Source organism: Rhizobium sp. P43, from assembly GCF_056730705.1.
On the sequence record NZ_CM161539.1, the window covers coordinates 625602 to 637544 of the forward strand.

Consider the following 11943-nt stretch of genomic DNA (forward strand, 5'->3'; position numbering starts at 1 on the left):
CCTGCCATGCCGGTGACCTATGCCGCCCGTCACGTGCTCGAGGACCACATTTCCGGTTTCGAAGCGACGCCGAACCCCCATCATCTCGCCATCCTGCGGGCCGTCTCCGTGTTCTCGGTGCTCGCCCATCCGGGCGACGAGGCCGATATCGACGAAGCACTGACCAATGTCGAAGATGTGCATGTCCGCGTCTGCGGACCGGGCGAATGGCTTGTCGTCAGCGAGGCGGTGGCAGCCGACACCATCGCCCGGCAACTTGCCGAACTCGGGGCGAGCCGCGCCTCGTTCGTCGACCAGAGCGACGGTCGCGTGGTGCTGCGCATTCAGGGGCCGAAGGTCCGGGCGATCCTCGCCAAATGCACGGCGCTCGACCTGCATGCTGACCTGTTCGAGATCGGTCAGTCGAGCAACTGCCAGATCTGCCATGTCGGCGCCAACCTCGCCCGCACGGGGCAGGACGCATTCGAGATCATCGTCATGCGCAGCTTTGCGGGTTTCCTGTTCGACGAGGTTCGGGAGATGGGGCGGGAGTTTGCGCTGACGGCGGGGTTTGCGGGGTAGGGGGGCAGGCACTACCTGAAATTGGAATGGTTCCACGCGCCTTCGAGCGTAGCCATCGGGAACGTAATGCTTGGGCTGTAAGTAATGTCCACCTTTCCGTGACTGTCCTCGTACAGATTGCTGTATCCACCGCTAACTGTACCGCCCATTTCAAACTTACTACCCATTGCCTGCCCCCTATTTTCTCTTGTTTATCCAGCCAATAAGCTTATTTCGAAGAAAGCCATCAGGCATGCCAAATAGCTTTGTAATTTCGAGCAAATTCCACAATATTTCAGTGTGCAAAGCTACTAAGGCCATCATTGGAAATAATAAAAATAGCGACAATACTGCAAATGGTGGATAAATAACATAAAATATATATCCGTAACCGGCAAATAAATACTCAAAATATGCATGGGAAATGGCGAGCAACACGGTTAAAGAAAATCCTACAAAAATATCTACGATATAAAATCTTCTGAAATGCATCTTCAGTACAATTATTGTTGGAAACAGAAGCGCGTTCAGCAAGATCGGATCCTTATTGATAAAAATCAATATTTTTCATCCTTCATGTGCAAATTATTCGATTTGTAGAAAGGCATCAAGATTACGACGTTCGGGGAATTATTTTTTCCACGCACTGGGATTAATTTGTGCAAACCACATAAGATCCACCTACAACCTTCGCGCCTGACGCCTTCGCGAATCTGTCCGTCGGCAATATTCCCGACTCCGGCAAGACAAAGACATCCCTATTATTCCGAATTTGGCCTCCTTATACTTGAAACCGTGTAATGACTGAGGATTTGGCCGAAAAAATCTGAATCCGTGCGTCCATTTTCTTCGGAAGGGATGTTAAAGCCAAGGAATTTCAGAGTAGCTTGGAATATACAATTCTCTAGTTTGTCCTTTTCGACGTCTTTGTCGACATACACTATTTTGTATTGGCCATCAGAATAGCTGCATGAGCTACTTATATCGTGGATGTTCATGCCCCTTCTGGACAGTGGGGTCTTGGTGAAGATCACATTTAAGCCCTGGGGCTGGGGAGGTTTCGCCCCGACAATTCTGAAGACGGAGCTTTGAAGGGAGCCAAAGTCTGCCGCTCGGCAGCGATCTTCAATCTCCTGAGGAGGCTTTTCGTAACAGGTCATGATAATGTTTACGATTGCGCCCCTAAAGCTAGCAAAATCGTTTGGGTCGTTAACTTTTGCAAATCTGAATAGCCTTTCGTCCCCAAGGGCTGGCTGCAAGGAAAGCATGCAAATGGCCAGAGCCAGAGTGATGTTAAGTTTTGTACTCTTGAATGGTTTACACAACATAGCCGTATGGCAGCGCCTGAGGCTAAGCACGCTATCCATGAATCACCTATTTGCGTGGTTTATTATAGGTCTGCGCCTTAGCCATGCCGGTCAAGTGGCCCCCTCCCTGTCCGTTCGATCGTGCTAAACAGAAAAAAGGGCGGCTTAACTCTATAAGCCCCACCAACTAACCTTGCTGCTACCGCCTTCATCAGCCTGTCCGTCGCCTTAATGTTTGAGCCAGTCGTGACATGAGGAACGCGATGGCTCGCATGCAGTGAAGTCGCCTATTGGCAACGGTTTCAAAGCATTGATTGAAGCTGTAGTCGACGTCACTCCCACGCCAAATTTAGCCCCAAAGCGCTTCCCCACTAATGGCTATATCAACTCCGATATTGCGTAGACAGTTAGGCCGATAACTTCCTGAAACCACACAGGAGACTTCTCGGTCCCAAGCTCTTGAGTGATTGACAAAGTTCTGGCCACTACGTTGGCCCCCGCTTTCTAGCATCCAATCCGAAAATAGCTGCTACAAGAAACAAAAAACAAAAACTCAACAAACCAACAACCTGCACGATAAGTGAAGTATTAAAAAGCAATCCGCCTCTTCCGGTGTTCTCGGGATAGGCAGGGAGGATCAAGGTCATTAAAAAAATGAAAACAAATAAAGCGGATAAAATTAGTTTACAACGTTTTTCTTCATTTAATTTTGTAAAACTATTTATTGAATATAATCTATTAATAAATAAAAATATAATAAGGGCAGGATATGCTATATACATAGACATTAATGCATAGTATATTGTCGTGCCAGAGCACGAAGACACGGTTTCAAGCTGATTTATGCGTGGCCAAGCGAGCTTTATATCGTGTTCAATAAATCCAAATTTGCATGAAACAAATAAAATATTGTATAAGATGATCGTTGAAGACAATGCGAAGGTTAGGACATAGTAATGCAGATTTTTGATCATGGGCATTTTCTGTCGTTGAGTTCAAACCACATATGCCCACCTAGCAATTTCGCTCCCGCCGCCTTCATCAGCCTGTCCGTCGCCTCGATGTTCGAGCCCGTCGTGGCATGAATAAAGCTATGGCTCGCAGTCAGCGATGCCGCCCATTGCCGGATCGCGGCAACTAGTGCGAGGAAGGTCGACGCTCCACTTTGTTGTCCTGTTTTCATGGTACAATCTTTGCGATTTATGGAGGTCTTGTAAAGGATCCGTTGCCTGCTGTTTCTCTGGATTTGCCGATGTCATATGGGTGATGGAGGAAAAGTTGTGTCGCATGCCCAAAACCCGTTCGCTGACCATCACATTGCCTGATGACATGGCCGACCTCGTCCGTGCCAAGGTCGCGTCGGGCGAATTTGGCAACGAAGTCGATGTCGTGGCGGAAGGGTTGAGGGCCCTTGTTGAAAAGGACCTTGAGATCGAGCGCTGGCTACGAGACGATGTAGCGCCGGTCTATGATGCCTACAGGGCTGATCCAGCCTTCGCCCGTTCGCTCGACGATGCTTTCGCTGACCTCGACGCGTTTATGGGTAGAACCGAAGGTCAAGTTCGGTGAAGCGCTATGCCGTTCGGCTGATGCCTGCGGCTGAAAACGATCTTCGCGCAATCTATCGCTATATCCTGAAGGCCAGCAGCTTGAACTCTGAGGTGCTTCCCCACGCCGCCCACAGAACACCCGCTGTCATCGATGCGACATCTTTCGTCGCAGCATGGTCTTCTGGCTTTCACGCGCGCAATCTAGCTTTGTTGCATCAATCATTGCCGCCAAGGGGAGCGTTTTTCCATGAAGAGCCATGCGCGTGTCGTCGTCATCGGCGGGGGTGTCGTCGGGTGTTCGGTGCTTTACCACCTGACCAAGTTCGGCTGGACCGATGTCGTGCTGCTCGAGCGCTCGGAGCTGACCTCCGGCTCCACCTGGCATGCGGCGGGCGGCATGCACACGATCAATGGCGATCCGAACGTTGCCAAGCTGCAGAAATACACGGTCGAGCTCTACAAGGAGATCGAGGAGTATTCCGGTCAGGATATCGGCCTGCACATGACCTCCGGCCTGATGCTGGCCGCCACCAAGGAGCGCTTCGACTGGATGAAGTCGCTGCTTGCCAAGGGCAAATATGCCGGCGGCGAGGCGACGCTGATTTCGGCGCAGGAAGCCTATGAGATGATGCCGCTGCTCGATCCCAAGCAGTTCGTTGGCGCCGTCTTCGATCCGCATGAGGGCCATCTCGACCCCTATGGCACGACGCATGCCTATGCGAAGTCGGCGAAGAAGAACGGGGCGGAGATCTATCTGCACACCAAGGTCGAGGATCTGGTGCAGCTGGAAGACGGCACCTGGCGGGTGATCACCAACAAGGGTGAGATCCGCTGCGAACATGTCGTCAATGCCGCCGGTCTGTGGGCGCGCGAAGTCGGGCGCATGGTCGGGCTGGAGCTGCCGGTGCTCGCCATGGAGCACATGTATCTGATTACCGAGGACATGCCCGAGGTCATCGAGTTCAACAAGACGACCGGCAAGGAGCTGATGCACTGCGTCGATTTCGACGGCGAGATCTATATCCGCCAGGAACGCAACGGCATGCTCATGGGCACCTATGAAAAGGATTGCCGTCCGTGGTCGCCGATCGAGACGCCCTGGACCTTCGGCCATGAACTTCTCGCCGAAGACCTGGAGCGCATCACCAATGAGCTGGAAATTGGCTTCCGGCATTTCCCGGCCTTCAACAATGCCGGCATCAAGAAGATCATCAACGGCCCCTTCACCTTCTCGCCGGATGGCAATCCGCTCGTCGGCCCCGTCCGCGGCATGACCAATTTCTGGTCGGCCTGCGCTGTTATGGCGGGCTTCTCCCAGGGTGGCGGCGTGGGACTGGCGCTCGCCAACTGGATCATCGAAGGCGATCCGGGCTTTGATGTCTTCGCCATGGATGTCTGCCGCTACGGCGACTATGCGACGCTTGCCTATACCAATGCCAAGGTGCGCGAAAACTATTCCCGCCGCTTCTCGATCCGCTATCCGAATGAGGAGCTGCCGGGCGCCCGTCCGCTGCTGACGACGCCCATCTATGACAAGCTCAAGGCGGCCGGTGCTGTCTTCGGCGCGTCCTATGGGCTGGAATCGGCGCTCTGGTTTGCGCCCGAAGGTGTCGAGGATGCCTTCTCCTGGCGCCGCTCCACAGACTTCGAGGCGGTTGGGCGCGAAGCCAAGGCCGTGCGCGACAGCGTCGGTCTGATGGAGACCTCGGGCTTTGCCAAATACATGGTGAGCGGGGAGGGATCGCGCGACTGGCTCGACCATATGCTCGCCTGCAAGATCCCCGAAGTCGGTCGCATGGCGCTCGCGCCGATGCTGAACGAGGCGGGCAAGCTGATCGGTGACTTCACCGTCGCCAATCTCGACGACGAAGACTTCCTCGTCATCGGCTCGGGCATTGCCGAGGACTATCACATGCGCTGGTTCGAGAGCCATCTGCCGGAGGATGGTTCCGTTGATGTCGAGGCGCTGAACCTCAGCCTTGTCGGCCTGTCGATCGCCGGACCGAAGTCGCGCGACGTGCTGGCCAAGCTCACCCATCTGGATGTCTCCGATGCAGCGCTGCCCTTCATGGCGATCCGTGAAATGGATCTCGGCATGGCGCCGGTCATTCTGGGCCGTGTCAGCTATACCGGCGACCTCGGCTACGAGATCTGGATGCGGCCGGAATATCAGCGTCACGTCTTTGAGGCGCTGATGGAGGCCGGGGCGGAGTTCAATATCTCGCTCTTCGGGTTGCGCGCACTCAATGCGCTCCGGCTCGAAAAGAGCTTTGGCAGCTGGTCACGTGAATTCCGGCCGCTTTATGGGCCGCTCGAGGCCGGGTTGTCGCGCTTCGTGGCGCTAAAGAAAGAGGCGAGCTTTATCGGCAAGCAGGCGGCGATCGAGGAGAAGCTCTCCGGCGGCAAGCTGAGGCTCCGCACATTCATCGTCGAGGCCAAAGATGCGGATGTCATCGGCGACGAGCCGATCTCCTACAAGGGCGAGGTGTGCGGCTGGGTCACCTCGGGCGGCTTTGCCCATCCGAGCGGCGTTTCTGTCGCCATCGGTTACGTGCCGAAGGAGATTGCCGACGAAATCGACGGCTGGAGTGTGGAAATTCTTGGGGAAATCCTGCCCGCCCGTTTGCAGCCTCAGTCGCTATTTGACGCGAACGGGTCGCGAATGAGAAACTGAACCGTTTTCCACAAATATGGGCTTGCTTTAGTTTTGTCTGATGGACGGCAGGTCGCTCCGGCGACCTGCTGATTTCGTAAGCTTTTTCTGCTGTTTTTTTGTGTGACCTGTCATTTCAAGGGTCAAACTGCCGCTTAACAGTAACATTTTATCCCCTGCCTGCCTTTTAGGCTTCACATTTTCGGACAAAGCGATATGGAATCCTCCGACGCCTATGCCCGCCAGGGACAACAAAATGAGACGCAGTAATCAGGTGCGTCCGGGGGATAATGTATGGACTATTTTATCCAGCAGCTCATCAACGGGCTGACTCTTGGATCCATCTATGGCCTCGTGGCTATCGGCTATACGATGGTTTACGGCATCATCGGCATGATCAACTTTGCCCATGGTGACATCTTCATGCTCGGCGGCTTTGCCGCTCTGATCGTCTTCCTCATTCTCACATCCTTCTTCGCCGGCATTCCGGTGGCGCTTGCGCTGCTGATCATGCTGATCGTTGCAATGTTGATGACCGGTCTGTGGAACTGGACGATCGAGCGGGTCGCCTATCGGCCGCTGCGCGGATCGTTCCGCCTTGCGCCGCTGATCACGGCGATCGGCATGTCGATCGTTCTGTCGAACTTCATCCAGATCTCGCAGGGTCCGCGCAACAAGCCGATCCCGCCGCTGGTCAGCGAAGTGCTGCATTTCGGCAATGTCACCATCGCGGTCAAGCAGGTGATCATCGTCGTCGTCACGGCCGTTCTGCTGGCAGCCTTCTGGTATATCGTCAACAAGACCCCGCTCGGCCGTGCGCAGCGTGCGACCGAACAGGACCGCAAGATGGCGGCTCTTCTGGGCGTCGATGTTGACCGCACGATCTCCATCACCTTCGTCATGGGTGCAGCGCTCGCGGCCGTCGCCGGCACGATGTACCTCATGTATTACGGTGTCGCATCGTTCCATGACGGCTTCATTCCAGGCGTGAAGGCCTTCACGGCAGCCGTTCTCGGCGGTATCGGCTCGCTCCCGGGCGCGGTGCTCGGCGGGTTGCTGATTGGCCTTATCGAGTCGCTCTGGTCGGCCTATTTCAGCATCGCCTATAAGGATGTCGCGACCTTCGCCATCCTGGCCTTCGTGCTGATCTTCAAGCCCACCGGCATCCTCGGACGTCCGGAAGTCGAGAAGGTTTGATCCCATGACTACTCCTGCAAACGTAAACGGTGCCGCTTCGTCCGGCATAATGGCGCGCGCCATCAAGGAAGGCCTGTTCGCCGGCCTTCTCTCTCTCGGCTTGTTCAGCCTCTACATCGGCATCAAGACCGATCAGAACATGGCCAACGAGCTGATCTGGTATCCGCGCTGGGGCCTGCTCGCGATCTTCGTGATCATTGCGGCTGTCGGTCGCTTCGCCATGGTCGCCTTCCTGGCGCCCTGGTTCGCCGCCCGCAAGGAGAAGAAGTCGGCTGCCGTGCCGGTGCACGACATCGACGCCAAGCAGCCGTTCATCAAGACGCATTTCCTGAAGATCGCGCTGATTGCACTGATCCTCTATCCGCCGGTCATCGTGGCGCTCACGGGCGTCCAGGGCTCGCTGAAATATGTCGACAACTTCGGCATCCAGATCCTTATCTACGTGATGCTGGCCTGGGGTCTGAACATCGTCGTCGGTCTCGCCGGCCTGCTAGACCTCGGTTATGTCGCCTTCTACGCGGTCGGTGCCTATTCCTATGCGCTGCTCGCCCAGAACTTCGGCCTGTCCTTCTGGATCCTGCTGCCGCTCGCCGGCATCCTGGCGGCCTTCTGGGGCATCATCCTGGGCTTCCCGGTTCTGCGTCTTAGAGGCGATTATCTTGCCATCGTGACGCTCGCCTTCGGTGAAATCATCCGACTGGTGCTGATCAACTGGCAGGACGTGACCCGTGGTACCTTCGGTATCTCCAGCATTCCGAAGGCGACTTTCTTCGGCATCGAATTCAACGCGTCGCCGGATGGCTTCGCCAAGATGTTCGGCCTGCCGATGTCGTCGGCCTACTACAAGATCTACCTCTTCTACGTGATCCTGGCTCTGTGCTGCCTGACGGCCTATGTCACGATCAAGCTCTGCCGCATGCCGATCGGCCGTGCGTGGGAAGCGCTGCGTGAAGACGAAATCGCCTGCCGCTCACTCGGCATCAACACTGTCACGACCAAGCTCACCGCTTTCGCGATCGGTGCGATGTTCGGCGGCTTTGCCGGCTCCTTCTTCGCTGCCCGCCAGGGCTTCGTTTCGCCGGAAAGCTTCGTCTTCCTCGAGTCTGCCGTCATCCTCGCCATCGTCGTTCTCGGCGGCATGGGATCGCTGACGGGGATCGCGGTTGCGGCCATCGTCATGATCGGCGGCACGGAAGCGCTGCGTGAGATGGAATTCTTGAAGCATATCTTCGGTCCCGACTTCACGCCAGAACTCTACCGCATGATCCTCTTCGGCCTCGCCATGGTCGTGGTCATGCTGTTCAAGCCGCGCGGTTTCGTCGGCAGCAGAGAGCCGACGGCCTTCCTCAGGGAGCGCAAGGCCGTCTCGGGCAGCTTCACCAAGGAAGGTCACGGCTGATGGCTTCCGGGAACACGACAATGAGCAATGACACCATTCTGAAAGTCGAGCATCTGTCGATGCGCTTTGGTGGTCTGATGGCCATCAACGACTTCTCCTTCGAAGCCAAGCGCGGCGAAATCACCGCGCTGATCGGTCCCAACGGTGCGGGCAAGACCACGGTCTTCAACTGCATCACCGGCTTCTACAAGCCGACCATGGGCATGATCACGCTGAACCAGAAGTCCGGGCAGAAGCATCTTCTCGAGCGGTTGCCCGATTTCGAGATCACCAAAAAGGCGAAGGTCGCCCGTACCTTCCAGAACATCCGGCTCTTCTCGGGTCTGACCGTTCTTGAGAACCTTCTGGTGGCGCAGCACAATGCGCTGATGAAGGCATCGGGCTATACCGTGCTCGGTCTGCTCGGCATGCCGGCCTACAAGAAGGCCGAGGCGGAATCGATCGAGAAGGCCCGTTACTGGCTCGAAAAAGCCGATCTGATCGAGCGTGCCGACGATCCGGCAGGTGATCTTCCCTATGGCGCCCAGCGCCGTCTGGAAATCTGCCGCGCCATGTGCACGGGCCCCGAGCTTCTCTGCCTCGATGAGCCGGCCGCGGGTCTCAACCCGAAGGAATCGCTGGCGCTCAACACGCTGCTCAAGAGCATCCGTGACGAAGGCACCTCGCTGCTCCTGATCGAGCACGACATGTCGGTCGTCATGCAGATTTCCGACCACGTCGTGGTGCTGGAATATGGCCAGAAGATCTCGGACGGCACGCCTGATTACGTCAAGAACGACCCGAAGGTCATTGCGGCCTATCTGGGTGTCGAGGATGAAGAGTTGGATGAAGCAATCCATGAAGTCGAAGCCGTTGCCGGAGGGAACAACTGATGTCCTCTGAACCGCTTCTGAAGGTCTCCGCCGTCGAGACCTATTACGGCAATATCCGTGCGCTGGCCGGTGTGGACGTCGAAGTCCACAAGGGCGAGATCGTGTCGCTGATCGGCGCCAACGGTGCCGGCAAGTCGACGTTGATGATGACCATTTGCGGCAGCCCGCAGGCGCGTGCCGGCCAGGTTATGTTCGACGGCGAAGACATCACCAAGCTGCCGACGCATCTGATCGCGCGTCGCCGTATCGCCCAGTCGCCGGAAGGTCGCCGCATCTTCCCGCGCATGACGGTGCTGGAAAACCTGCAGATGGGTGCCGGTCTCGACGATCTGAAATACTTCAAGGAGGACGTGGAGAAGGTCTTCACCATGTTCCCCCGCCTGAAGGAACGTCAGAGCCAGCGCGGTGGCACGCTGTCGGGTGGCGAGCAGCAGATGCTCTCCATCGGTCGCGCGCTGATGTCGCGTCCGAAGCTGCTGCTTCTCGACGAGCCGTCGCTCGGTCTCGCACCGCTGATCGTCAAGGGGATCTTCGAGCAGATCAAGCGGCTGAACCAGGAAGAGGGGCTGACCGTCTTCCTCGTCGAGCAGAACGCTTTCGCCGCACTGAAGCTGTCCGACCGTGCCTATGTCATGGTCAACGGCAAGGTGACAATGAGTGGCACGGGTAAGGAACTGCTGGCCGATCCGTCGGTCCGCGCGGCCTATCTCGAAGGCGGCCATCACTGAGCGCGGGGAGTAATTGACATGCAAGGTTTGTTTTTCGAAAGCGACACGACAGTTCGCTACGTGCTCAGATTTCTCGTGCTGCTCCTCGGTTTGTGGACCGCATGGCGCACGGGCAGGGCGGCGGCCGAGGGTTGGAACGGCTACGGCACCGTGTTCGTCTACATCCTGGGGCTGGGATTTGCGATGCGGTTCCTGCACTTCTCGCTGTTTGGCGGGCCCTTCCTCAGCCCCTTCTTCTACGTGATCGACGTCGTGCTTCTGATGGCGTTTGCAGCGGCTGGTTTCCAGGCGCGCCGGACGTCACAGATGGTCGATAACTATTACTGGCTCTACGAGAGAACTTCGTATTTCTCGTGGAAGAACAAAGATTGACAAGCCGTTGTTTTCTGTCGCAGATTGGCGACAGAAGGCTTCGGTCTGCCAATACATAAGGCCTCGGCCAGATACAAAGAGTGGAACAGTTTTCCGGCGCAGTTACAGCGGGTATTGCGCAGGGTTTTATCCTAACCCGCATAAAAAACTTGGGAGTCAAAATATGAAGAAGTCCCTCCTTTCGGCTGTTGCGCTGTCGGCCATGGTCGCCTTCAGCGGCAACGCCTATGCCGAAATCCTGGTCGGCGTCGCCGGCCCGCTGACCGGCCCGAACGCTGCCTTCGGTGCGCAGCTCCAGAAGGGTGCCGAGCAGGCTGCTGCCGACATCAACGCAGCTGGCGGCATCAACGGCGAGCCGATCAAGATCGTTCTCGGCGATGACGTTTCGGACGCCAAGCAGGGCGTTTCGGTCGCCAACAAGTTCGTTGCTGACGGCGTAAAGTTCGTCGTCGGTCACTTCAACTCCGGCGTTTCGATCCCGGCGTCTGAAGTCTACGCTGAAAACGGCATCCTGCAGATCACGCCTGCTTCCACCAACCCGAACTTCACCGAGCGCGGCCTGTGGAACACCTTCCGTACCTGCGGCCGTGACGACCAGCAGGGCGCAGTTGCCGGCAAGTACATCGCCGACAACTTCAAGGACGCCAAGGTTGCTGTCGTTCACGACAAGACGCCTTACGGCCAGGGTCTCGCTGACGAAACCAAGAAGGCGATGAACGAGCTCGGCGTTACCGAAGTGATCTACGAAGGCATCACCCCCGGTGAAAAGGACTACTCGGCTCTGATCGCCAAGATGAAGGAAGCCGGCGTTTCCGTCGTCTACTTCGGCGGTCTGCACACCGAAGCCGGCCTGATCCTGCGCCAGATGGCAACCCAGGGCCTGACCGCGACGATGATGTCCGGCGACGGCATCACCTCGAACGAACTGGCCTCGATCGCCGGCGACGCCGTCAACGGCACGCTGATGACCTTCCCGCCGGATCCGCGCATGAACCCGAACGCTGCTGACGCTGTGAAGAAGTTCCGCGACGCCGGCTTCGAACCGGAAGCCTACACGCTGTACTCCTACGCTGCCCTGCAGGTCATCGCAGAAGCTGCCAAGGCTGCTGGCTCTTCCGATCCGGAAGCCGTTGCAACGGCTCTGAAGGAAAAGGGTCCCTACACGACCGTTATCGGCGAACTCGGCTTCGACGCGAAGGGCGACATCACCCGTCCGGACTACGTCATGTACACCTGGAAGAAGGGCGAGGACGGCAAGTACTCGTACTTCCAGAACTAATTCGATCCTTCATCGGACCGACGGAAAGCCCGGCCTCGCGCCGGGC

Annotated in this window: 11 protein-coding genes; 9 read left to right on the forward strand and 2 right to left on the reverse strand. The window is 56.8% G+C overall.

Features of this window, described 5'->3' with window-relative positions:
- Window positions 1-6: 6 nt before the first annotated feature.
- Window positions 7-561, forward strand: coding sequence for a sarcosine oxidase subunit gamma (locus tag AC1PUL_RS02985; RefSeq protein WP_480466551.1), 555 nt, complete (start codon window positions 7-9; stop codon window positions 559-561).
- Between the two features lie 177 nt (window positions 562-738).
- On the opposite strand, the gene AC1PUL_RS02990 is transcribed toward AC1PUL_RS02985, so the two are convergent.
- Both AC1PUL_RS02990 and AC1PUL_RS02995 read right to left on the reverse strand, forming a co-directional pair.
- Window positions 739-1074 (reverse strand): hypothetical protein, encoded by a 336-nt coding sequence (locus AC1PUL_RS02990; RefSeq protein WP_480466552.1) that lies wholly within the window; start codon window positions 1072-1074, stop codon window positions 739-741.
- A gap of 1743 nt (window positions 1075-2817) precedes the next feature.
- Window positions 2818-3030: a hypothetical protein gene (locus AC1PUL_RS02995; RefSeq protein WP_480466553.1), complete on the reverse strand. Its 213-nt coding sequence runs from the start codon at window positions 3028-3030 to the stop codon at window positions 2818-2820.
- A gap of 104 nt (window positions 3031-3134) precedes the next feature.
- Here AC1PUL_RS02995 and AC1PUL_RS03000 point away from each other — a divergent pair, with 104 nt between their 5' ends.
- The 8 genes from AC1PUL_RS03000 to AC1PUL_RS03035 all read left to right on the forward strand — a co-directional run bounded on the left by AC1PUL_RS03000 (window position 3135) and on the right by AC1PUL_RS03035 (window position 11897).
- On the forward strand, window positions 3135-3416 hold the full coding sequence (locus tag AC1PUL_RS03000) for a ribbon-helix-helix domain-containing protein (RefSeq protein ID WP_480466554.1): 282 nt from the start codon (window positions 3135-3137) through the stop codon (window positions 3414-3416).
- A gap of 228 nt (window positions 3417-3644) precedes the next feature.
- On the forward strand, window positions 3645-6071 hold the full coding sequence (locus AC1PUL_RS03005; protein WP_480466555.1) for a GcvT family protein: 2427 nt from the start codon (window positions 3645-3647) through the stop codon (window positions 6069-6071).
- A gap of 273 nt (window positions 6072-6344) precedes the next feature.
- Window positions 6345-7247: a branched-chain amino acid ABC transporter permease gene (locus AC1PUL_RS03010; RefSeq protein ID WP_298462799.1), complete on the forward strand. Its 903-nt coding sequence runs from the start codon at window positions 6345-6347 to the stop codon at window positions 7245-7247.
- Between the two features lie 49 nt (window positions 7248-7296).
- Window positions 7297-8646 carry a high-affinity branched-chain amino acid ABC transporter permease LivM gene (gene livM / locus AC1PUL_RS03015; protein ID WP_480468468.1) on the forward strand — a complete coding sequence of 450 codons (1350 nt, stop codon included), beginning with the start codon at window positions 7297-7299 and terminating at the stop codon, window positions 8644-8646.
- On the forward strand, window positions 8646-9518 hold the full coding sequence (locus AC1PUL_RS03020; protein WP_480466556.1) for an ABC transporter ATP-binding protein: 873 nt from the start codon (window positions 8646-8648) through the stop codon (window positions 9516-9518). Before livM ends, AC1PUL_RS03020 begins: the two co-directional genes overlap by 1 nt.
- The gene (locus AC1PUL_RS03025; protein ID WP_480466557.1) at window positions 9518-10246 is read left to right on the forward strand and encodes an ABC transporter ATP-binding protein; all 729 of its coding nucleotides are present in this window, start codon (window positions 9518-9520) and stop codon (window positions 10244-10246) included. Before AC1PUL_RS03020 ends, AC1PUL_RS03025 begins: the two co-directional genes overlap by 1 nt.
- 18 nt (window positions 10247-10264) lie before the next feature.
- Window positions 10265-10618 carry a DUF6867 family protein gene (locus AC1PUL_RS03030; RefSeq protein ID WP_480466558.1) on the forward strand — a complete coding sequence of 118 codons (354 nt, stop codon included), beginning with the start codon at window positions 10265-10267 and terminating at the stop codon, window positions 10616-10618.
- 163 nt (window positions 10619-10781) lie between these two features.
- Window positions 10782-11897 (forward strand): branched-chain amino acid ABC transporter substrate-binding protein, encoded by a 1116-nt coding sequence (locus AC1PUL_RS03035; protein WP_480466559.1) that lies wholly within the window; start codon window positions 10782-10784, stop codon window positions 11895-11897.
- Window positions 11898-11943 lie beyond the last annotated feature (46 nt).